The sequence below is a fragment of the Pseudomonas sp. LBUM1659 genome, assembly GCF_059716045.1.
The window spans coordinates 3,812,445-3,836,529 of record NZ_CP166797.1; the positions used below are offsets into that span (position 1 = coordinate 3,812,445).

Here is a 24,085-nt window from a genome sequence, read left to right on the forward strand (position 1 = left end):
TTTTCGTCGCCCTGCCTCAAGGATAATTCTTTGCATTTGTTCAAATACGCTTTGCGGCGCTTGTTGTTCACGATGGTTCTGCTAATTGCCCAAGGGGCTTTCGGGCAGCCCCCCGGACTTGCCACCGACGCCAAGGGTTATGCGCCCGCCGACAGCTGCATCGGATGCCATGTCGAGCAGGCCAGCGCCTGGAAAAACTCTGACCACGATTGGGCGATGCGTGCAGCAACCCAAAACAGTGTGCTGGGTGACTTCAAGGATGTGCGTTTCAAGGACGGTAAGGTTGAGGTCCGCTTCTTTCGCAAGGGTAAGAAATTTTTCGTCAATACCGAAGGCTCTGACGGTAAACCTGCGGATTTTGAGATCCTCTACACGTTCGGCTACAAACCCTTGCAGCAGTATCTGGTGGCATTTCCCGGTGGTCGTCTGCAAAGCCTGACCGTCGCCTGGGACACGCGAACCAAGGCCGAGGGCGGACAACGCTGGTTTTCCCTTTACCCAGGACAACATTTCGCACCCACCGATCCGTTGCACTGGACCGGCCGCTACCAGAACTGGAACGCCATGTGCGCCGATTGCCATTCGAGCAATCTACTCAAGGGCTACGACGACAGAACCGATACTTTTGCCACCACTTGGCATGAGCAGAATGTCGGCTGCCAAGCCTGTCATGGTCCCGGTCAGGCCCATGTTGACTGGGCCGCCAAGGAGAGACCTGCGCAGGTCAGTTACAACTCACCAGCCGAAATCGGCCTGATCGTCGATTACAAGGCCTTGGGCAGCAAGGGCCTGGGGGATCAGTGCGCTTACTGCCACAGTCGTCGACAGAGCTTGAATGTGGGTCAGCAACCGGGCAAGCCATTGCTCGACAGCGTATTGCCAGCGACCCTGGACCCTGGCATGTACCATGCCGATGGGCAAATGCAGGGTGAGGTTTATATCTATGGTTCTTTCTCCCAAAGCAAGATGTTTGCTGCAGGCGTGACCTGCACCGACTGCCATGATCCACACACCACCAAAGTCAAAATCCAGGGCAACGGCCTTTGCCAGCAGTGCCATAACACCAGTCCACCCACCCGTTTCCCCAGCCTGCAGGCGAAGAACTACGACAGCCCCGAGCACCATCACCACTCGGTTGGCTCTCAGGGTGCGCAGTGCCTCAATTGCCATATGCCGGCCCAGACTTACATGGTGATCGACCCGCGACACGATCACAGTTTCCGTCTGCCGCGCCCGGACCTGGATGGACAGACCGAGAGCCCCGATGCCTGCACCACCTGCCATAAGGACAAGGCGCCAGCGTGGGCGGCGAAAGTCATCGAGGGTTGGTTCGGTACTCCGCAACGGCCTCCGCACTATGGCCAGGCCCTACATGCCGCTCGCACTGGCCAAGCCGACTCGCTGCAACAATTAACGGCGCTGATCGGCGACCTGGGTAAGCCCGCCATCGTTCGTGCCACTGCCGTCCAGCAATTGACGTCGATGGATGATCCCGCGTTGCCAAGCTTGGCGCAGGCGCTCAAGGACGAGAGTTCTCTGGTACGGGCTTACGCGGCATCCGGTTTCAGTGGGCAACCTCCCGTACAGCGGGTCAAGTATCTGTTGCCATTGCTGCACGATGACAGTCGCGCTGTCCGTGACCAAGCCTTGAATGCATTGGTCGGGATCCCGATGATTGCCTTGCCTGAGGCTGAGCGCGAATTCTTCAAAACGGCCCAGGCAGACTACGAACAGCGCCTTCGCGGCAATGCCGACCTGCCGGGCAATCGCCTGAATCTGGCGGTATTGCTGGAGCGCGATGGACGCCAGCAGGAAGCCATGGAGCAATATCACCAGGCCTTGAAGCTCGACCCCTACTTCGTCCCTGCTCGGGTGAACCTGGCGACTCTGGCAAACTCGATGCTGCTCCAGGACGAGGCCGAGCAGGTTCTGCGCGACGGCGTCGCCTTGAAGGACATGCCCGTCACCGATCACGGCAATATCGCCTACATGCTGGCCTTGCTGCTGGCTGAACGGAACAAGGCCGACGAAGCATTGCCGCTGTTTGAGACGGCGGCAATCGAGCTTCCGAGGAACTCGCGTATTCGTTACAACCAAAGTCTGCTGTTGCTGAAAATGCAGCGCCGTACAGAGGCACAGGCGGCACTGGAAGCGGGCCTGGCCCAGGTGCCAGACGATGCAGACTTGCTCTATGCGATGGTTTACCTGCATGGATCCGCCAATGAGCGGCAAGCGGCAATCGACTACGTCCGTCGCCTGGAAGCGGTTGCTCCGCAGGATCAGCGTCTGTCCAGTCTGAAGCGTCAATTAGGGTTGCACTAGGGCACTGGGCAGCAGCATCTGTAGGGACGACGGCGACGGTCGACATAGCCGTCAATTTTGTTGCCGGGCTACTGGTCAGCTCAGACACAAAACCGGGAGTCGTACTTGCTGAACCCGGATTGGGTACCGCAATAAAAACTGACAGCTTGATGACGCGACAACCCGCTTGAAAGCTGCCATTTGTCGGCCTCAGGCTGATTGTGGACGCAGCTTTATTGACCTTGACTACGCTCCACGAGGGGCGAGGGGAATTTCGGGAATTCAGGAGAATTTCAATGAAGCGTTCGGCATCGGTATTAGCACTTGCTGTGAATTTCGCATCAAGACCATCGAAATCAGGATCTCTCGTGTTGGGGATCCTGGCTTGTATGTTGTCAGCCATACTGACAACACCGGCCTTGGCCGAGCAAACCACCGGTGAGCCGGGTTCGCCCGATGCGACCACCACGATTGATGGCCGCTACCTGCCGCCGCCACCTCCTCCGTTCCAGGGCCAGATCAACCTCAATGCCATGCAGTCGAAGGCAGCGTGGCCGGCCCGCGTGGTGCCCCCCAAGGGTGCGCCGAATATCCTGGTCATCATGACCGATGATGTCGGCTTCGGCGCGCCATCGACCTTCGGTGGCGTCATCCCGACGCCGACCATGGACCGCATTGCCCAGAATGGCCTTCGCTATACGAACTTCCATACGACCTCGCTGTGCTCCCCGACGCGAGCGGCGTTGCTCACCGGGCGCAACCACCACTCTGTTGGCTTCGGTGTAATCTCTGAAATTGCAACCGGCTTTCCAGGCTACGACAGCATCATGGGGCCCGAAAGCGCCACCATAGGCAAAGTCCTTCAAGAGAACGGCTACCGCACTTCGTGGTACGGCAAGAACCACAACACACCCGCTTTCGAGACCAGCCAGGCCGGACCGTTCAACCAATGGCCGACCGGCATGGGGTTCGATTACTTTTACGGGTTCAACGCCGGTGATAGCTCTCAGTGGGAACCGATGCTCACCCGTAATACCACGCCGATCACCCCCTTCGACGGGAAGCCCGGATGGAATCTCATTACTGCCATGGCGGACGAAGCCATCAACTGGATGAGTCAGATCAACGACGTCGACCCGTCGATTCCATTCATGATCTATTACGCGCCGGGGGGCACGCACTCGCCGCACCATCCGACGCCGGAGTGGATTGAGAAAATCAGCGCCATGCACCTCTTTGACAAGGGCTACGAGGCCGTGCGGGAGCAGATATTTGCCAACCAGAAAAAGCTGGGGGTGATCCCGGCGGATGCCCAGCTGACACCCTGGCCGAAGGACTTGCTCAAGGCGTGGGACCAATACACGCCTGAAGAAAAGAAATTGCTCATCAAGGAGGCAGATGTCTACGCAGCCTATCTGGCCTACACCGACAACGAGATCGGTCGCGTGGTCCAGGCCGTGGAAGACCTGGGCAAGCTCGACAACACGATCATCGTTTACATCAGCGGCGACAATGGTGCTTCGGCTGAAGGCTCGCCAATGGGTACCTGGAACGAGCTTCTTCCATTCAATGGAATCAATCTGACTGCGGCCGAGCAAATGCCTATGTACGATGCCTGGGGCAGCAACCAGACTTATCCGCATTACTCCATTGGTTGGGCCTGGACTTTCGACACGCCGTACAAGTGGACCAAGCAGATCGCCTCCTACTTCGGCGGCACCAAGAACGGCGCGGCGATTTCATGGCCCGGTCATATCAAGGACGTTGGCGGTATCCGCTGGCAGTTCCACCACGTCATCGACATTATGCCAACGCTACTGGAAGCTGCCGGTATTACCGCACCGGTCCAGGTTGACGGCATCGCACAGAAGCCGCTTGAAGGTGTGAGCATGGCCTACACGTTCGACGCCAACGCCGGTGGGCGCGATGCCAAGTCGCATCACACCACCCAGTATTTCGAGATGCTGGGTACTCAAGGTCTGTACAACGATGGCTGGATGTTGAGCGCGGTGCCACTTCGCGCACCGTGGAACCTGACCGGCGCAGCAATCACTGATCCCGCGACAGCGTTCAAATTCGAGCTCTACGACCTCAGTAAAGACTGGACACAATACACCGACGTCGCCGCACAGCAACCAGCGAAGGTTGAGCAAATGAAGGATTTGATGTTCGGCGAGTTTGCCAAATATCAAGTACTGCCACTGGATGCCTCGGCGGCAACGCGGTTCATAACACCACGCCCCAGCCTCGCGGCGGGCAGGACGGTCTTCAACTATTCGGGCGCGACCATCACCGATATCCCGGCTGGCAACATGCCGAACCTGCTCAACAGCTCCTACACCATCACCGCCGAGGTTGACGTACCCAAGGCAGGTACCGAAGGCATGATCATGAACGAAGGTGGGCGGTTTTGGGGCTACGCGCTCTACATGGTGAAAGGAGCACCAACGTTCACCTATAACCTGCTCGGCCTCAAGCGCACCAAATGGCAGGGGCCTGCACTGACACCGGGCAAGCACACGATCGTATTCGACTTCAAATATGACGGACTCGGTGCCGGCACCTTGGCCTACAACAACGTGAGCGGAATCGGTGCTGGCGGGACTGGGACGTTGAAGGTGGATGGCAAACCTGTGTCCACCGAGCGGCTGGAGCACTCCCTTCCGCTCACCAAACCTCTGGACACTGTGTTCAACATCGGCGCGGCCTCCGGTACACCCGTGAATGATCAGGACTACCAGATCCCGTTTGCATTCACCGGCAAGATCAACAAGCTGAATATTGTGATCGACCGGCCGAAGCTGTCACCAGCGGACGAGAAGAGGCTGCAGGAAGCTGAAGCGAAGGTGGCAAGCGACAAATAAACTCGGGAGAGCGCTGGATCGTTGCCAAGATCCAGCCTCTGATTTCACTGGCCTGCGCGGTCATCCACACAGGCCAGTGAATGACAAACGGTCAGGGACGGCAAACAGCAGAAACGCCTGAATGGATATGTTCACGCAAATCCCACAGCTGCAGAAAGTTTCACAGACAACCAAATGCGTCGCCATCGTCTTCTAGCATTCGGGGGTGATCATACATTGCTCGCCTCGGTGAGCCGATCTGCCAGACCGTTCGCGAACGCCTGTGCCTGCCCGACATAGCTGGGCGGCAGAGTTGCTGGCGGAATCTTTATTCCCAGGTAGCGATCTTTGGTGACACCCGTCGAGAGAAAGCCAAGCAGCGCCAGCATCGAATCGACTGGGCCACCGCCAGCAGTGAAGTGGCTGCCATCCACGTATTTGCCGCCTCGTTTGACGCCGAGCCGTTTCAGGATTTTCAAGTCATCACGCCAATAGCGGTGGGCCACTGCAACGGCGGCAAAGGGCTTTCCGGCAAGCAGTGTCCCGGCGACGTCGGACTCGAGAAACGAACGAATCGGCATGCAGGGGTGCAGCCACCAAGTCGGGGATGCGATGCAGACCAGGTCGAAGTGGCTGTCGCGAGCCTCATCCGGGATAACGATCTGACCGGTCACACCCCGTAGCTGCGGGAGGATCATGCCGAAAATATCGCGGTATACATGGCGCAGAGGAAAGCTGGAGAACCGGTCCGCGTACCGGGGGTCCGTGAACTCTATCCTGGCCAGGCGCACCTCGCAGCCTCGTTCGCGCAGAGCATTTGCCATGACCTCGACCACCAGCCGCGTCTGCTGGCTGTATGTGTAGTAAACAAACAGGACCGACTTTCCTGCAAGACTCATATAGATTGCTCCTGGCTCGCGCCGCAGGTCATTCAACCACAACGCTGGCCTCCTTCTCCCTTGTACTATTTCAGCCACTCAAGGAGCGACCGCCAAGGCCTGGAGGGCTAGTTGTTTCCATTGATATTGAAAGCAGAAAGGACGCCGGCCTGAGATTGGCATCTCGACTTCTGCGTGAAGATTTGAGCGTAGCAGTAGATTCTTGTTTCACTGCGCAAATGGGCTTGATGCACCCAGGCTTCCTCTGACTCGGAGCGGGGCTTTGTGCCCAACAGGCTTTCCCTTATCCAAGGCTGATGGCTGTTCCAGCATTAGCGTTCACGGCTTGTCCCCCACGTCAGAGGAGGACAGGGGTGAGTCAGTCACGGTGTTTGGCCGCTATACGCCCCAAAGCTGACGGTGGCGACAGACAGTAATCGGCCAAAAACGGACGCCGAGGTGGGAGAAATAATCCTTTGCCCTTCCCTGTTGCGTTTATCCACGCAAGGCTCCAGAGGTAATGGTTCAGCTTTGAACGGTGCGAACGACTAAATTACCGCGCTTTGGAAAAGGGCGTTTAGAAGATTTGTGCAGGTGGGTGCTGTGCCATAACTGCCGGTCGTGACCGACAAGGCACTGCCGGCCCTGACTGAACCAATCACAGCCGCCATGCCCGCGGAATATTTTGGGTCTGTCATGAAAAGCCAAGCGAATGTCGTCAAATGACATGCGCCCCCGATTCGGGGGCTTTTTAATGGGAGCCATAAAAAAGCATCTGGCGATTGAGCCAGTCTGGTCGCCCACAAGGCGAACGCGACGGCTGCGCCTGCGTCACGAGTTGCTTGGTACGCCAAGCAGGAGAACAACAATATGAAATTCGTGAAAAGTTTTCTGGCTGCTCCACTCCTCATGGCCCTGACCATCGATGTACAGGCCTATGTATCGAGTCAGGAAGCCGCCCAACTGGGCACCAGCCTGACGCTGGTAGGCGCTGAAAAGGCCGGTAATGCCGATGGCACCATTCCGCCTTATAACGGTGGCCTGACCACTGCCCCGGCCAGCTTCAAGGCCGGTGACAGCATGCGCCCTGATCCCTATGCGAACGAAAAACCACTGCTGGTGATCAATGGCAAGAACGTTGACCAGTACAAAGGCATGCTGACTGCCACCACCGTCGAGTTGGCCAGGCGCCACCCCGACTACCGCATCGACGTGTATCCGACCCACCGCACCGCATCGCTGCCGCAAGCGGTACTGAACAATAGCCGACGCAATGCCACTGCCGCCCGGTCCCTCGAAGGCGGGTTAGCCATCGACAACGTAATGCCGGGGGTACCGTTCCCCATCCCGCAATCGGGCGCCGAGGCCATGTGGAATTTCCTGCTGCGTTACCAGGGCGTCAACATCCATTCCAAGTACGACTCCTGGAACGTCGACTCGGCAGGAGTGCCGAGCCTGGCTATCACCGGCGAGGCACACATCTCCTTTCCGATTTACGAAAACCTGTCGAAGCCCTTCAACAACTCCGACATCTACTATCAGATGAAACTGTCCTATACCGGACCTGCGCGGCGAGCCGGCGAGTCGATCATGCTCAAGAACGCCACCAACCCGCTGCAGCGTCCTGGCCGTGCCTGGCAGTACATGCCGGCCCAGCGCCGGGTCAAACAGATTTCGATCCTGGCCTACGACACTCCGAACCCCGGTACCGCCCGTGCACTCGAACTGTACGACTGGACGCTGGTGGGCAAGCAAGAAATGATCGTGCCATATAACACCTACAAACTGACCTATGCCCGGGATGCCAAGTCGCTGACCACCCCCAACTTCATTTCCCCGGACTTCGTACGCTGGGAAAAACACCGCGTCTACGTCGTCGAGGGCAACCTCAAGCCCGGTGCAAAGCACATCTACCAGAAACGCCGCTTTTACCTGGACGAAGACACCTGGGCCGCTCTGGCCTCCGATCAGTACGACACGAGTGGCCAGCTGTACCGTGGCTCCTTCGCGTTCCTCAGCCAGAGCTATGACCAGCAGGTCCCGGATGCCACCCCTTTCATGACGTACGACCTGTCGCGCGGCACCTACAACATCAATGGCGTGGTAGGCCCTCATGGCGGCATTCAGTATACCGAGCCGCTATCGACGGCGCAGTGGGTGCCAGAGTCCATGGCGGGTGCCGGCATTCGCTAGGTCCGGGGTGATACCGCACAGACAATGAGCCTTAGCCTCAGGACGAGACACGGTTGAATCCAGAAAACGGCCATTTCCGGTCAGTCGTGACAAGTAAAATTTCGGCCGCAGGCCTCGCTGCGGCTCCAGATTTTTGCCCTGAGTGGGGGGCCGAGCATGTCGGATTAGCCAGAAACCAGGTTAGAGTGTTCATCAATGTCTGTTCATAAGGTCCCTCCACTCGATTCGCGTAGTCGCGCCAAGAAATTCCAGCGAACGAACCGGGCAAAAAAAACCGTATATCAATCGTTATTTGAAGAATGAATCGTCCGCTGTTTATTTCTCTAGATGGGCCCAAGGGAACCGGCAAAACCACACTGTTGGAGGCCGTTACTAAAGTACTGAGGGCAGACAACAAAAAGGTGATCCGACTTTGCGAGAAAAAAAGCGATCCCTATAGAGGTGAAACAATGGCCCTCGTTAACAAGCTCGTCAGAAATCCCACCCGGGATTTGGAGTTGGGGGTTTGTGAGCGCTTTGCTGATAGCCGTACTTGGATTTCCCAGCACGTGCTGGCTAAACAGCCACCAGGCAGCATCATCTTGATCGATCGCTGGTACCCGTCTGATGCCGCGTTTCGCCGGATAGTCCCGTTTGCAGAGATTCTACAGTTGAACATTGATCGAAACGTGCGAGTGCCAGACCTGCATGTCGGGGTTGTCACCGCCCCTGATATTTCATGGGCAAGGGCAGCGGCACGACGGCGTGGGCTGAGCAGTACTGTGATCCATAAGCTGGAAGAACATGTCGCTTGTACCGAGACGTTCGAGCAAGCGATTGCAGATCACGGCTGGGTTTTATGCCGTAATGAAGGAACGATCGAAGACGCAACGATGCAGGTGATTTCTGAGATCTATAGAGTCCTCGATGCCCCGTAGGCGAAGTTCGCTGCGCCGGCCTTGATGCGGTTGAGATAGCCGTAGATATGGATCGTTAGCAGGATCGAAGGGGTGATTGGGGGGTGGGTCTTACATGATCAGACGGTTCGAGCATCGATTGCTGGATGCCAAGAGGAAAGCAGACCGATAGGGAAACGGACAGGACCTATGCGCAACCATAGAGCAATCCACGACTTAACATAAACGCCGTTATGTGCAGTACCTCGCTCGCTTACCATGGCTCGGCTTACCGACCGCTTTGGGTCCAGGCTGTGTGAAAACTCCCGCAATTGTCTAATCTTCTGATCGTCGAGATCGTAGCGGGGACGATCATGAAGCGATTTATTGAAGGTGAGGCTCGGACGCAAGTCACCTTGCTGCCGGAGTGCCTGGACGATTACGTGACCCAAGAAAATCCAGTCCGTGTGGTCGACGTTTTCGTCGATGAACTCGACCTGGGCGCACTTGGTTTTGAGGGCGTCGATCCTGCCGCAACGGGTCGTCCGGCCTATCACCCAGCGGTGTTGCTGAAGATCTATATCTACGGCTATCTCAATCGGATTCAGTCCAGCCGCCGACTTGAACGTGAGGCCGCGCGCAACGTCGAGTTGATGTGGCTAACGGGGCGTTTGGCTCCGGACTTCAAAACCATTGCCGACTTTCGCAAAGACAACGGCAAAGCCATTCGCAGCGTATGCCGCCAGTTCGTAGTTCTTTGTCGCAACCTCAATCTCTTCTCCCAATCGATCATCGCCATCGACGGCAGCAAATTCAAAGCCGTCAATAATCGCGACCGCAACTTCACTCAGGGCAAGGTGAAGGCACGCATGCAGCAGATCGAGCAGAGCATTGATCGCTATCTGGCGGCGATGGATTCGGCGGATCGGGCAACGCCCGAGGTGGCCGAGGCCAAAGCAGAGCGGCTTAAAGAAAAGATAGCAACACTGAAAAAGCAGATGCAGAAACTCAAGGACATCGAGGCGCAGCTCCACGAAAGTCCAGACCAACAGATCTCCCTCACAGACCCAGATGCACGCTCAATGGCTACGAGCGGCCGAGGCACCGGAACGGTTGGCTACAACGTACAAACAGCGGTCGACGACAAACACCATCTGATCGTTGCCCATGAGGTGACCAACGTTGGTAATGATCGTGGGCAACTGAGCAATATGGCGAACCAGGCGCGTGAAGAAATCAAGGCTGAATCGCTAACGGTGGTGGCCGACCGAGGCTATTACAAAGGTCTGGAAATCCTTGCTTGCGAGCAAGCTGGCATCACTACCTTCGTACCCAAACCCCTCACATCTGGCAGCAAAGCCGAAGGCCGATTTGGTAAGCAGGACTTCATCTATCTTGCGGCGTCGGACGAGTATCGATGCCCTGCGGGGCAGTTACTAACCAGGCGGCATTCGTCGATGGAAGACGGCATGTTATTGCATTGTTACTACTTCTCGGGCTGCCAGTCCTGCTCAATGCAAAAGCAATGTACGACGGGTAAGGAGCGCCGTGTGAAACGCTGGGAACATGAGGCTGTAGTCGATGCGATGCAAGTTCGGCTAGAACATGATCCAGCGATGATGAGGGTTCGTCGACAGACCGTTGAACATCCTTTTGGAACGCTCAAGTTCTGGATGGGAAGTACCCACTTCCTGACCAAAACCCTGCCGAGGGTGAGCACTGAGATGAGCCTTCATGTGCTCGCCTACAACCTCAAACAAATGATGAGCATCTTCGGCATCGCAGGACTGCTTGAGGCGATCAGGGCGTGAGCCCAGCCGCTTGGCCCGCCAGTTAGAAGCCGATTGGGCCGCTGCCGCGGCCCAAAGGGCATTACGAACGTCTATGTCACTGACTAAGCTAATTCGCGCTTCCGCCCGCTGATTCCATAGGCAAACTTCGCGACTCTCAGTTTTCTAGGTGTTTAGCGCGTTTTCACACAGCCTGGACCCATTGCAGCCAGTCGCGACAGGCGACAATTGGCCATTAGGGGGCGACATGATGGTGATACAAACGCCATTTTCTCCAGATTTTCATACAGAACCTAAAGACTAAAAGATTGATCTCTCCCCCGTTCTTTAGCTAAATAGAGAGCTTTATCCGCTTGCACCAGCAGTAAGTTAGACGGGTGCAGGGGACCAAATGTGTGAACTGAAAAACCGATGCTAATGGTCAAGTAGCCTGTGCTGGAAGCGGAGTGCGGTATTCTCAAATCTCGCACGCGTTGGCATAGCGACTTGACATACAAAGCTGCCTGGTCTTTCGCCATGCCGTTGGACAGAATTACAAATTCTTCGCCGCCATACCTGGCTGCAAAATCAGAGCCTCGCTGGAAGGACTTATTCAAACTATCTGCGACACGTATTAACGCTTCATCGCCAGCTTGATGTCCATAAATATCATTATATGATTTGAAGTGATCGACATCAATCATGGCAAGGGTCAATGAATCGCCATTGCGGCATGCAATTTTACATTGAATTTCGAATTGCGTATCAAAAAAGCGACGATTGTAAATGCCTGTGAGTCCATCTTTTATGGATAGTTGCTCGAAGTGTGTTTTCATTTCCTCGAGCGACTGATGCTCGTCGCGAAGTTGTTGCTGTATTATCACTCTAGGTGTTACATCCTTTTGGATTCCAATAAAGTTGGTTACAGTTCCATTCTCATCAAAAATTGGCGATATGCTTAACTCGTTCCAAAACATAGTTCCATCCTTGCGGTAGTTCCGCAAGATTACAAGGCAGTACTCACCTTTTTTAACCGCATTGTGAACAACTTCCAGCTCAGGCTGTTTTCGATCGCTTCCTTGTAGGTATCGACAGTTGATGTTAGTAATTTCTTCGAATGAGTAGCCAGTCATGCGCTCAAAAGCAGGATTTACAAAAATCAACGGATTGTCGTCGATGCAATTGTCGGAGATGGTAATGCCGTCTCGTGAGTCCATAACCGCTTGCTTAAGAATTTCAATCTTCATGTAGAGTCCGCTAGCAGGATAAAAGGGAGGACGCTGTTTTCAAGGGGAATAACATCTAGATATCAAAATTCATTTAATTATTTGATTTACAAGTGTAGCCGCTGGAAAAAAATACAACGTCTGTTTTTCTATACTATTCGATAATGGTCGGGATTGATTTCAGTCAAAAGCTCCGCTGAAATGGCCTTAGCTGCGCTGAATCGCATCAGAAATGACACTGCATTGGGCCACAATGACGCCAGCCGTATTAAGGGCTTAACCGGTCACTTCTTGCGCGACCGCCTGATGACAGGCACCTTCTGGCCGTTTTCTGCCTTTTGCCGCCGGCAGGTATAATGGGTCGTTTTGAGCCCATCGCGACAGACAGAAATCGGCCAAATGCAACCAGTGAATGTAACTCTTCCAACCTACCCATCCGGTAAAGGTTGATCAACTAATTGCACTCTCGCTGTCCATACCATTGTATGAACGCTTCCGCGCTTACCGGTCGGCAGACGTGAAAACCCTGAGCCATATCGCAGTTGTAGTCACCCAGCGCATTGAGCACGTCGGCTGTTTCTACACCTTCGGCGATGACCTCCATGCAAAGGTTATGACCCAGATCGACGATGCTTCGTACTATGAGTTCGTTCGCCTGGTCGCTCTGCATGGCCAGTACAAAGGATTTGTCGATCTTGAGCTCGCTGATGGGCAAATCCTTCAACTGAGCCAGACTCGTATAGCCGACGCCGAAATCATCGATGGCGATATGGATACCCATGGAATGTAACTGCCTCAAGATGGTTCGAGCTGCATAGGAATCGAGCATGATCGCGGACTCAGTGACTTCGAGCATGAGCATGTTCGGGGTCAAATTATAGTGTTCAAGTAGGTCGACGATCTGAAACACCAACTTGTCGTCCAGCAGGTTGCGTGCAGAAATGTTCACGGCAACCGGTATGCATATCCCGATGTCAGCCCAGTCTCGCACTTGAGACAGCGCGAGGTTCAGCACGTATCGCGTCAAGGAGCCGATGATTCCCGTCAGTTCGGCAAACGGAATGAACTCATCTGGACTCACCAAGCCTCGTACGGGATGCTGCCAGCGCACCAACGCTTCGACTCCGGTGACGTTTCCTGTGCTCAGGCTGACCTTAGGCTGATACTCCAGGAACAATTCGCCGCGCTCCAGACCTCGCCGTAGTTCGCCGAGCATTGCCAGTCGTGCCGGAGAGCGCCGATCCGCTCCCGGATCGTAGGCGAGTATGCCCTTGCCCTGCTTCTTGGCTGCATACATGGCGATGTCGGCGCGCAGCAAGAGCGTTGAAGGATCGTCACCGTGCAGCCCGGAAACCACTACCCCAAAGCTGGCCTCGACATCCAATTCGACCCCATCGATTTCGAATGATGCGGTAATCGCCGCACGCAACCGCCGCGCTGCTTTCAAAGCCCCATCCAGGCCTTCAACGGAGGGGAGCAGAATCGCAAATTCATCACCTCCCAGCCGGGCGACTGTGTCGATTTCCCGTGCTTCACTGAGCAGGCGCTTGCCCATCTGGACAAGCATGCGGTCCCCGTAGTGATGCCCCAGGGTATCGTTGACTTCCTTGAACCGATCAAGGTCAATCAGCAACAGGCCTGTTGTAGTTCCCAGGCGACGGCCTAGGCGTAGCGCCTGTTCGAAACGGTCGGCCAGCAGTGTTCGATTGGCCAGCCCGGTAAGTTTGTCATGCAACGACGCGTGCAGGGCATCCTTGCGCTGACTGTCGAGTTCGATACGCGTGCCCCGTAGCACCTGGGCGAACAAGCCGGCGAGAAGCAGCCCGGCCAAAAAAACGATGGGAGTGGTATTGGAGTTAAACGACTCCCGTGTGCGCAGCTTCTCCAGCGCCGCGATCGACTCCTGATGGTGAGCGGCCGCTGTTTGCAGGACGGCATTTTCAATCTTTTCGAATAGCGGATCGGCCTCCTCTTCATCAATTCGGCGCGCCAGCGTGGAATCTCTACGCTCTACGGCGTCGAACATCTTGTAGATGCTCTCCAGATAAGAAACCAGTGAAGTACGAACATCCTCGACAAGCAAACGATCGGCAGGCGATCCGGAGTGGTGAATACGCTCGAGCGCCGTGCTCAGTTGCGCTACGGCGCTTTTGAAATCACGAAGTATTTTAGGGCTGGGGTCCAGCCGATACTTATGCTCCAAAGACTCGGCGGCTATCACTGCAAATGCCGCTGCTGAATAGTGGTCAGACAGAATGCTTGAGGCGATCGCGTCCTGCCCCAGGCGGCCAGTGACTATGGACGACCATACCGCAAAGCCGCTGATAGCCAGCAATACGACGACCAGACCATGGCGCGCCCACCTACTGGGAATTGATTTACTCCAACGCAGGAAATGAGGCGTGGCACTCACTTGCGCAAGGGCTTCTGGATCCTGCGAACTTGCTGGCGGTAAATTGCTCATGCGCTACCTCATGTAGACGTGAATGCGTCCATTCTTTTGGCAATATCCACCAAAACTTAAGCTTAGATGAAAAATTAAATTAACTTTGAAATGTTCGATAATTTTTGTATAGCATTCATTACACCTAATACAACCAACTGATAAGGCTCATTATTTTGAACAATTTATATTTAAATTAATTATTCTCTCTCCATACCCCTCTAATCTACGCCATGAATTCAATTAGACTTAAGGCGCAGCTACTGGCGACCAACGGAGAAACACACTTGATGCGACGTTTAATATCACCTTGGCAAGCCAAATTTATTTAAATTGCTTCCTTTGATATTTGAGCTGCGGTTTTTATAGAATTATTTTTTGGGTAGTAATCCTGCATTTTTTTCGTAACTGACGTGTAGTCATTTACTGATGGAAAAATTTTCCGAGGAAGAAAAAACCCCTGAAAAGTACATATTCCCTGCCGCCGACGGTCCTCAAGCTCAGATCCAGCTAGAAACATTGTGAGCGTCTTTCCAAAGCCTCAACCTGATTCATTATTGAGTTTTTACCTATTTTAATGACCTCTTTGCCTGTCCCGATGTCCGCATTTGGCCGTTTTTTGCCTGTCGTGAAGGACGGCAACCGACCCTTAGATGCCTGTGGCGAGGTCAGTAGTCGACAACGCGGCCAATTGAATCAGAACCATTAAGCAACACGTGAATCAAAGTTCGTTAATTCGCAGTCGCTGACGAGCAAAACAAACTCTAATTCGGCTTACGTTGGTTTTTCTGTTCCATTGCTCCCCAAACCCCAAACCCGCTTAATTGCGGGCTTTTTGGTTTTTGGCCTGGCGCTATCTGGCAGGTTTTAACGTCATTCAGGTTGCTCAGGTTCTTTTGCAAAAAGGGTTTTTTGGTAAAGATTGTAAGAGAGCAATCTGTTTTTAACGGTGTTGAATTCAATACCAAGGACAGGCCGCGGTTGAATCTCCTTTGGATCATTTTCGATATTGTATTTTGTAATAGTGTCTGCGCTGTATTCGTATATGTATTTATAGGGGGGATCGACTAATGCTGATGACAGTTGGTCAAAGAAAGTAGACATAAAATACACGCGCTTCCCGTGTTCCCTCAATAAACTAACGCCTTGTACATTGAGGGGGGATTCGGTCACGCCAAAAAAATCAGCAACTGTTGGTGCGATGTCAGTCTGATGACTCGTTGTTGATGTGTTCTTGTGGAGCACCTTGCCATTTGCCCAGAAAATCAAAGGCACCGTAACCTCCTCTTCGTGCATGGAGGAGTTGTGAATGAATAGCCCATGCTCACCAAACGATTCGCCATGATCGCCCACAAGTACGAATAGCGTTGAGTCGAGGATGCCCGACGTGTCGAATTTCTGTAGCATTTCACCTATCAGGGTGTCAGTTTTCATGATGCAGGCTTCGTATTTTTTTATTTCGGCCTGTGAAGCTGATTCGCTGGAGCAGTCATAGGGGTAATGTGCAGCGCTTGGGAAGTACAGCGCTATGAACCCCTTACCTTGTTTGTTGATGTTCTCTAAGTATGGAATGCTTGAAAAGAAAAGATGTTCGTCGCTTTCTCCAAAGCTACTGCTTTTTTGTGTTTGTGTTTGAGTTTTATCTGGAATGATGTCGGAAACTGCATAGGCCTTCGATACACCGATTGACTTTAAAAAGCCATCCATGTTTTCAAATTGTAAAAACAATGAGCTGAAGGCAATGGCCTCCATGTTTTTTTTCTTTTTTAATTCATGGATTATGCTGGGTTGGTACAGGTGCATCGCTTCTTTGATTTCGACATCTGGATAGGCGTGCAACCCGGTGAGAATGGCATGGTAGCCTTTGGAGGAATGAGGAATGGATACATACGATTTAAAGAGCATGCCCTCTTGGGAAAGCCGCACAAAGGTTGGGTATTGTTCAGCAGTTTTTACATCGGCGCCGAAGATGCTATTCCAGCGCACCGATTCCATGACAATGTACACCAGGTTCTTGAATTCTGGAGTGGGCTGGGTATTAAGCTTTTGAATACCGTTGATTGCTGATAAAGGGTAAGCAGGTTGTTCGAATTCGGGTAGGTTTTTATTGAGAGCAGCATTCAGTGACGTGGTGCTTCTAAATGCAGTGACCAGTGGGTTTACGATAATATTTTTACTCAAATCGTAGCGTGCGTCTCTTGTGTAAACGGATCCTGAAAATAGAGCACATAAAAGCATTGCAAATGCGACCTTGTAGTTGCGCTTTTCTGTTTTGCTTGACTGTCGATTTTTATTGGCCATGTAGGTAGTCATCCCAACGAGAAGCCAAACAGCCAAGTAAGCCAGGAAAAGAATGAACATGATGAATCTAAACGTAAATCCGAAGCCAGAGGATTGGCTGAGGAATATGTCTAGCCCTGAGACCAAATCACTTGAGTGTTTAAGGCTATAGCTTATGAGTTGCCAGTCTAACGGCTTTAGCCATAGCTCGCGTACGCGCATATCAAGTAGCAGGAATAAAAGCAGCGCTCCTGAGGCGATGGCCAACAAGTAAAAATTGAACTTATTTTTTCTTATCGTGGTTACTGCTATCAGGTATGTCGCAGCTACAAGAATCAGGTCTTGCAAAAAGTACAGAAAAATACTGGATGTCCCGGTGTCAATCCATCTGTTGGAGAAGAAGTTGATCAAGATAATTTTCGGGACAAGAAAAAGAGAAACAGCAAGAAGGAGAGCGATGTTCAGTAAGTAGTTTCTTTTCCACATAGTGGCCCCTGAGTTCTTGGAGTAGGTGCAACCTTTGAAGCGAGAGGCAGCGAACCTGCCACCGGCAGAACCCCAATTTGAGTGGAGACTCGATCGTCCTTGATGCATAAAAAAGCCTGAGATTGTAGGGATGATGTCTCGATGATAGCAGTGAGTCTGAGGGCTAGCGAATGGCCCGAGGGGCATGTCGTGAACGAGCCCCATGAAAGGCAGGGCATCACTTTGATTGATTACGGTCAGCAATGAAACCTGTTTGCAATAGCGGTCAGCAGGCCTGAAGTTTGCCCCACGGCGAGTTTTTTATTCAGGCTTAGGCCGAGAGATCTACTCAAAAACGTTTGTACGCAGTCTCGGCCGATATAAATCGGTGGCGTTGAAGCGCATCAAGCAGAGGCTGTTGCCTCGTCAATAGCGGTTGCAGTCAGGTTTTTTTTACCAATTGCTCTACGGTCATAGGGCTGTCAAGTAAAAAGCCCGGCAATGTGTGGCAACCTGGTTGGTGGAGAAGGTTTTGCTGTTCGCTGACCGAGAGCTGCCCCTGGTGACTGACTGCTTTTGGCCGTTTTCTGCCTGTGGCGACCGGCTGAAAACGACCCAGGCTGTGTGAAAACTCCCGCAATTGTCTAATCTTCTGATCGTCGAGATCGTAGCGGGGGCGATCATGAAGCGATTTATTGAAGGTGAGGCTCGGACGCAAGTCACCTTGCTGCCGGAGTGCCTGGACGATTACGTGACCCAAGAAAATCCAGTCCGTGTGGTCGACGTTTTCGTCGATGAACTCGACCTGGGCGCACTTGGTTTTGAGGGCGTCGATCCTGCCGCAACGGGTCGTCCGGCCTATCACCCAGCGGTGTTGCTGAAGATCTATATCTACGGCTATCTCAATCGGATTCAGTCCAGCCGCCGACTTGAACGTGAGGCCGAGCGCAACGTCGAGTTGATGTGGCTAACGGGGCGTTTGGCTCCGGACTTCAAAACCATTGCCGACTTTCGCAAAGACAACGGCAAAGCCATTCGCAGCGTATGCCGCCAGTTCGTAGTTCTTTGTCGCAACCTCAATCTCTTCTCCCAATCGATCATTGCCATCGACGGCAGCAAATTCAAAGCCGTCAATAATCGCGACCGCAACTTCACTCAGGGCAAGGTGAAGGCACGCATGCAGCAGATCGAGCAGAGCATTGATCGATATCTGGCGGCGATGGATTCGGCGGATCGGGCAACGCCCGAGGTGGCCGAGGCCAAAGCAGAGCGGCTTAAAGAAAAGATAGAAACACTGAAAAAGCAGATGCAGAAACTCAAGGACATCGAGGCGCAGCTCCACGAAAGTCCAGACCAACAAATCTCCCTCACAGACCCAGATGCACGCTCAATGGCTACGAGCGGCCGAGGCACCAGAACGGTTGGCTACAACGTACAAACAGCGGTCGACGACAAACACCATCTGATCGTTGCCCATGAGGTGACCAACGTTGGTAATGATCGTGGGCAACTGAGCAATATGGCGAACCAGGCGCGTGAAGAAATCAAGGCTGAATCGCTAACGGTGGTGGCCGACCGAGGCTATTACAAAGGTCTGGAAATCCTTGCTTGCGAGCAAGCCGGCATCACTACCTTCGTACCCAAACCCCTCACATCTGGCAGCAAAGCCGAAGGCCGATTTGGTAAGCAGGACTTCATCTATCTTGCGGCGTCGGACGAGTATCGATGCCCTGCGGGGCAGTTACTAACCAGGCGGCATTCGTCGATGGAAGACGGCATGTTATTGCATTGTTACTACTTCTCTGGCTGCCAGTCCTGCTCAATGCAAAAGCAATGTACGACGGGTAAGGAGCGCCGTGTGAAACGCTGGGAACATGAGGCTGTAGTCGATGCGATGCAAGTTCGGCTAGAACATGATCCAGCGATGATGAGGGTTCGTCGACAGACCGTTGAACATCCTTTTGGAACGCTCAAGTTCTGGATGGGAAGTACCCACTTCCTGACCAAAACCCTGCCGAGGGTGAGCACTGAGGTGAGCCTTCATGTGCTCGCCTACAACCTCAAACAAATGATGAGCATCTTCGGCATCGCAGGACTGCTTGAGGCGATCAGGGCGTGAGCCCAGCCGCTTGGCCCGCCAGTTAGAAGCCGATTGGGCCGCTGCCGCGGCCCAAAGGGCATTACGAACGTCTATGTCACTGACTAAGCTAATTCGCGCTTCCGCCCGCTGATTCCATAGGCAACCTTCGCGACTCTCAGTTTTCTAGGTGTTTAGCGCGTTTTCACACCGCCCGGGTCGGTTACGGCCCTTCGTGATAAGCATCAATCGGTCCAAATCAACCAGTCGAATACATCTAGGAAATCGAGGACAACTCGAGTATCGATCCGAAATTTGAGCGAAACCGGGGCGGTGCAACATCGGGTCCCTGGCATTGCTGGACCATCAACGTAACTGAAATTCGCCGCCACGGTACCCACCTCAGGTCACGGGCTGAGCTTCAAATGCGCATTGACTTTCCCGCTTTTGGGATCAACAAACCAGTACTCATTATTAGCCATCTTCACCTGGCTGCATTCCGTTGGATAGTCTTTCGGTATAACGCAAACAACACCCTCATTGAGGGTCCAGCGTTCTTTTTCGGACGGGTTAGGCGCCATTTCGAACACGTCTGTTCCATCAGGAGAAAAGCTGATCGAATACGGATGACTGCCTTCCCGGGTGATTCCGTACAGCTTCTTACCCATCAACGTGCCGTGAATTTGCTCATCATTTAGCGTTACCGCGGATGCAGGCACTGGTGGTGGTTGATAAGCGCTGCTTGTGGTGCAACCTGCCAGACAGAACAACAAGATGAACGTACTGAGCTTTGATAACGTCATGCCACACCTTCCTTGTATTTGCCGAAAAAATATTCGGCAAATCAAAGCTTAGACAATACTGTTTGACAGCCTGATGCAGGTGCCGAACGGTTGACGCTCATGGAAAGCGTTTGTTTTTATTGTGATACCCGTGATGCCATAGAAGTATCTGAATGGCTGGTTTAGGTTGTGGATTCAACCGGTCGATGCAACAGGGAGAAATCTGTCGTCTCCTGCCCTTCGCGACAGGCAGAGAAAGGCGTTTTTCCAACTAATACGGGGTTTAAAGGACGAATGGTCGAGGGGCGTCAAGCGCGGGAAATTGCCGGGAGTTTGCAGCCACTACAGGCTTTTCAAGCAGGCGCGTTCGTCGCGGAGAAGTGAACTTCGCTTTCATCACGTGTCACATTAGGTCCCCGTCAAGCGAACTTCAGTAGAGGTACAGCCTTATGAGCATGGCCACAATTGTTAGTGCCGTGATTTCCAGTCTCGCACCAAGTGTCTTCGACCAGAACAGCCTGCAAGAACCCGGCGCGCATGTCTCAGCCATCGAATACCACTACGGGATGGACATCGATGTGAAACGGGTACTGCAGCGCACCGATACATCCGATAAGACCGGCGTGGTACCGGTGACGCTGGTCTACGAAGACAGCGAGGGCGAAGTTCACAAGATCCGTTTCCTCGAATGGGGTGGAAGCCCCGCCGACCCCACCAGCATTGCCTGATCCGCTCGCCGATAGAGTTCTGGGCCTCGCCTGCCCCCCAGAAGTGGTAGTTAAACCTCATATGCACAAAGTGCGGATGATATTTTTTGTTACCAGAAAATTGACATGATCGAATGATTGAAAGTTCATTCGCGAAAATCGCTATTATCTTGGCAGCGTAATGCCGCAAGATTAATTAATAGTAATTGCTGGATCTTAACTGCAATCAGAAACGGCAAAATACAATTATCCCGTGCTGAGAGCCAAGTTGATCCACCGTTATAACCAAGAGGTAACCATGGAACTTAGTATGTTTTCTTCGTCCACCGTGGAATATTTGCGTTTGGGCATTGTATATTTTCATTTTATCGCCTGCTGTGTGGCAATCGGGCTGGTTTTGACCAGTGACATTGCGATGATCAAGCAACTCCTGAAGGGAGATGCGTCAGGTCACCACGATGACGCGCACATGGAAAGTCTTCAAAAAACCGTCGTACTTGCACTTGTAGCTCTTTGGATTACGGGCATTGGTATTGTCGGGATAGATTATGCCGGCAAGGGGATGGAATATTTCCTCAATCCAAAATTGCAAGCCAAAATCGGGATAGTTGTGCTGTTGACCTTCAACGGCTTCCTGTTGCATAGCGCTGTATTGCCGGCTCTGAAAAAAGCCGGTTCGTTACTCAAACTCTCCTTGAGCCTGCGCATGCTGGCGCTGTTCTCGGGTGCGCTCTCTGGCGTGTCGTGGTTCTATGCCGCCATGCTGGGTGTGGGTCGTCCGCTGGCCTGGAAGTACTCGCTAGTGGAGTTGCTGGCAGCCTATCCGGTTCTCATCGTCGGTGGATTCGGGATGATGGTACTGCTCACTGCCTGGGCAAAAAGCAGAGACGCTGAAGGGCGCATGGAGCAAGGCACCTGGGCAGTAAGAAACACCGCCCTGGCTGGATGATGAGGCCACGTTGAACAAGGAAGTTCAGCTTTAGCAAATAAAACCCGCTGTGAGCAGTTCACAAAGTTTTACTTGAGGATACCCAAATGAAATCCATGAAAGCTCTCTTTGTAGTCGCCGCTCTGACCGCTTCTTCTCTGGCCATGGCCACAGGTGGCGGCGATCGGACCTTCACACGCATGGAGGCGGCCCGGAAAGTCTCGATGGAAGCCTACCAGGTTGCACAGAAACAGAAGGCTGAAGCCGCTGTAGCTCAAAGCAAAGCCAAGGCGGCCGATCACGCCAGCAGCTGATCTGTGTAGCGCGCCCCCAGGCTGACCGAAATGCGTGGTCTGAAGCCTCGAATGCAGCACCCAAGGTGCTGCTAGCGCCGGTTTAACCGAGATCCCGCCTACACAAAATCCACCGTGTTGAACCCCACAAAAAAGCCCACTGACCGTCCCCGGTTCAGTGGGCTTTTGTTTAGCTCTCTAGTTACAGAGCCATATCAGTCGCAGCATTAGCCTTCGGTGCCTTACCCGCATCAGCCGGAGCAGCAGCCGGAGCCACCACCTGACCCATCGCTGGCGGCGGAGTCAGCTCCAGCACCTTGGCGGTGTAAGCCCACTCCTCGGCCACCTTCTCAGGATTGCCATTCAGCTGAGTGCCATAGCTCGGCACGATCTGGTGCAGTTTTTCCTGCCAGGCTGGCGAAGCCACTTTGTCTTTGAACACTTTCTGCAGCACGGTCAGCATGATCGGTGCAGCGGTCGATGCGCCTGGCGAGGCGCCCAGCAGGCCGGCAATCGAGCCGTCAGCAGAAGAAACGATCTCGGTACCCAGCTTCAGCACACCACCGGCGGCTTCATCGCGCTTGATGATCTGCACCCGTTGGCCAGCTTGCCACAGGCGCCAGTCTTCGGCTTTGGCGTTCGGGAAGTATTCTTTCAGGGCGTTCATGCGGTCTTCGTCAGACAGCATCAGCTGGCCTGCAAGGTACTCGACCAACGGGTATTCCTTGATGCCGACCTTGGTCATTGGCCACACGTTGTGCGTGGTGGTGGTGGTCAGCAGGTCCAGGTACGAGCCTTCTTTGAGGAACTTGGTGCTGAAGGTCGCGAATGGGCCAAACAGGATGACGCGCTTGCCGTCCAGAACACGGGTGTCCAGGTGCGGAACCGACATCGGCGGTGCGCCAACGGAAGCTTTGCCGTAGGCCTTGGCCAGGTGTTGTTCGGCGATGGTCGGGTTTTCGGTCACGAGGAACGAGCCGCCGACCGGGAAGCCTGCGTATTCCTGGGCTTCAGGAATGCCGGACTTCTGAAGCAGGTGCAGTGCACCGCCGCCCGCGCCGATGAACACGAACTTGGCGTCGGTTTCAGCTTTGCTGCCGTCTTTGAGGTTTGTGTAGCTGACGCGCCACGTGCCGTCTTCGTTCCTGGTGATGTCTTGCACTTCGCTGGACAACTTCAAGTCGAAGTGTGGCGTGGTTTGCAGGTGTGCGACGAACTGGCGGGTGATCTCGCCGAAGTTGACGTCGGTGCCGATCGGGCTCCAGGTGGCCGCGATTTTCTGGTTCGGATCACGCCCTTCCATCATCAGCGGAACCCACTTCTTGATGACTTCCGGGTCTTCGGAGTACTGCATGCCGGCGAACAGCGGGCTCGCTTGCAGGGCTGCGTAACGTTTCTTCAGGAACTTGATGTTGTCATCGCCCCACACAAAGCTCATGTGCGGTGTGGAATTGATGAACGAACGCGGGTTCTTCAGCACGCCTTGCTGAACTTGCCAGGCCCAGAACTGACGAGAGATCTGAAACGCTTCGTTGATTTCAACGGCTTTCGGGATCTGGACGTTGCCCTTGTCGTCTTCCGGGGTGTAGTTCAATTCGGCCAGGGCGGAGTGGCCGGTACCGGCGTTGTTCCAGCCGTTGGAGCTTTCCTGAGCGACGCCGTCGAGACGTTCGATCATTTCCATCGACGTACCAGGTTCCAGCTCATTGAGCCAGACACCCAATGTTGCGCTCATGATGCCGCCGCCAATCAGCAGCACATCGACTTTCTTTGCCTCTTGCGCCTGTACGGACGTGATCCCTATCGACAAAGCCAGCCCCAGCAGGGCCGTGTTCATTTTTTTAAACATGTGTAGCACCTATGAAAAAACGCCATCCGCCCTTCCATCTTCACGACAAAACCCTTGGTTCACGGCATTCAGGCAAGGATGTCGTGGGTGTTCGTACATGTTGATTGGAAGGTGGGCACACAAGGCCGACCGACTGCGTCGACCTCAGTTATATGTCCCTACTGAACTGACTTTTT

General features: G+C 53.7%; 15 protein-coding genes. 9 read left to right on the plus strand and 6 right to left on the minus strand.

Going from position 1 to position 24,085, the window contains the following annotated elements; all coding sequences use genetic code 11:
- Positions 1 to 30 precede the first annotated feature (30 nt).
- Both ACA048_RS17255 and ACA048_RS17260 read left to right on the plus strand, forming a co-directional pair.
- Complete coding sequence (locus ACA048_RS17255) at positions 31 to 2,322, plus strand: tetratricopeptide repeat protein (RefSeq protein ID WP_497625505.1); 2,292 nt, start codon at positions 31 to 33, stop codon at positions 2,320 to 2,322.
- A 275-nt stretch (positions 2,323 to 2,597) separates the two neighbouring features.
- Complete coding sequence (locus tag ACA048_RS17260; protein ID WP_497625506.1) at positions 2,598 to 5,165, plus strand: arylsulfatase; 2,568 nt, start codon at positions 2,598 to 2,600, stop codon at positions 5,163 to 5,165.
- A 209-nt stretch (positions 5,166 to 5,374) separates the two neighbouring features.
- Here the strand turns inward: ACA048_RS17260 and ACA048_RS17265 are convergent, their stop codons facing one another.
- Positions 5,375 to 6,043, minus strand: a complete 669-nt coding sequence (locus ACA048_RS17265) for a flavodoxin family protein (protein WP_497625507.1) — start codon at positions 6,041 to 6,043, stop codon at positions 5,375 to 5,377.
- Positions 6,044 to 6,892: 849 nt separating this feature from the next.
- Here ACA048_RS17265 and ACA048_RS17270 point away from each other — a divergent pair.
- From ACA048_RS17270 to ACA048_RS17280, 3 genes are all read left to right on the plus strand, one after another.
- Positions 6,893 to 8,215 carry a DUF1329 domain-containing protein gene (locus tag ACA048_RS17270; RefSeq protein WP_497625508.1) on the plus strand — a complete coding sequence of 441 codons (1,323 nt, stop codon included), beginning with the start codon at positions 6,893 to 6,895 and terminating at the stop codon, positions 8,213 to 8,215.
- A 299-nt stretch (positions 8,216 to 8,514) separates the two neighbouring features.
- Complete coding sequence (locus ACA048_RS17275) at positions 8,515 to 9,132, plus strand: dTMP kinase (protein WP_497625509.1); 618 nt, start codon at positions 8,515 to 8,517, stop codon at positions 9,130 to 9,132.
- A 332-nt stretch (positions 9,133 to 9,464) separates the two neighbouring features.
- Positions 9,465 to 10,901, plus strand: a complete 1,437-nt coding sequence (locus tag ACA048_RS17280; RefSeq protein WP_497625510.1) for an IS1182 family transposase — start codon at positions 9,465 to 9,467, stop codon at positions 10,899 to 10,901.
- A gap of 272 nt (positions 10,902 to 11,173) precedes the next feature.
- On the opposite strand, the gene ACA048_RS17285 is transcribed toward ACA048_RS17280, so the two are convergent.
- The 3 genes from ACA048_RS17285 to ACA048_RS17295 all read right to left on the minus strand — a co-directional run bounded on the left by ACA048_RS17285 (position 11,174) and on the right by ACA048_RS17295 (position 17,294).
- On the minus strand, positions 11,174 to 12,106 hold the full coding sequence (locus ACA048_RS17285) for a GGDEF domain-containing protein (RefSeq protein ID WP_497625511.1): 933 nt from the start codon (positions 12,104 to 12,106) through the stop codon (positions 11,174 to 11,176).
- 433 nt (positions 12,107 to 12,539) lie between these two features.
- Entirely contained in the window at positions 12,540 to 14,549 is a 2,010-nt protein-coding gene (locus tag ACA048_RS17290) for a putative bifunctional diguanylate cyclase/phosphodiesterase (protein WP_497625512.1), read from the minus strand.
- Between the two features lie 852 nt (positions 14,550 to 15,401).
- Positions 15,402 to 17,294, minus strand: a complete 1,893-nt coding sequence (locus tag ACA048_RS17295; protein WP_497625513.1) for an LTA synthase family protein — start codon at positions 17,292 to 17,294, stop codon at positions 15,402 to 15,404.
- A gap of 661 nt (positions 17,295 to 17,955) precedes the next feature.
- Between ACA048_RS17295 and ACA048_RS17300 the strand changes: the two genes are divergently transcribed.
- Entirely contained in the window at positions 17,956 to 19,392 is a 1,437-nt protein-coding gene (locus ACA048_RS17300) for an IS1182 family transposase (RefSeq protein WP_497625514.1), read from the plus strand.
- Positions 19,393 to 19,757: 365 nt separating this feature from the next.
- Here the strand turns inward: ACA048_RS17300 and ACA048_RS17305 are convergent, their stop codons facing one another.
- Entirely contained in the window at positions 19,758 to 20,153 is a 396-nt protein-coding gene (locus tag ACA048_RS17305) for a hypothetical protein (protein WP_497625515.1), read from the minus strand.
- 428 nt (positions 20,154 to 20,581) lie between these two features.
- On the opposite strand from ACA048_RS17305, the gene ACA048_RS17310 reads away from it, so the two are divergent.
- The 3 genes from ACA048_RS17310 (at position 20,582) to ACA048_RS17320 (ending at position 22,081) form a co-directional block, all read left to right on the plus strand.
- Positions 20,582 to 20,860, plus strand: a complete 279-nt coding sequence (locus tag ACA048_RS17310; protein ID WP_497625516.1) for a DUF2790 domain-containing protein — start codon at positions 20,582 to 20,584, stop codon at positions 20,858 to 20,860.
- A gap of 277 nt (positions 20,861 to 21,137) precedes the next feature.
- The gene (locus ACA048_RS17315) at positions 21,138 to 21,788 is read left to right on the plus strand and encodes a hypothetical protein (RefSeq protein ID WP_497625517.1); all 651 of its coding nucleotides are present in this window, start codon (positions 21,138 to 21,140) and stop codon (positions 21,786 to 21,788) included.
- Positions 21,789 to 21,874: 86 nt separating this feature from the next.
- Entirely contained in the window at positions 21,875 to 22,081 is a 207-nt protein-coding gene (locus ACA048_RS17320) for a co-regulatory protein PtrA N-terminal domain-containing protein (protein ID WP_497625518.1), read from the plus strand.
- A gap of 181 nt (positions 22,082 to 22,262) precedes the next feature.
- Here ACA048_RS17320 and mqo read toward each other — a convergent pair whose 3' ends face one another.
- The gene (gene mqo / locus ACA048_RS17325) at positions 22,263 to 23,909 is read right to left on the minus strand and encodes a malate dehydrogenase (quinone) (RefSeq protein WP_497625519.1); all 1,647 of its coding nucleotides are present in this window, start codon (positions 23,907 to 23,909) and stop codon (positions 22,263 to 22,265) included.
- Positions 23,910 to 24,085 lie beyond the last annotated feature (176 nt).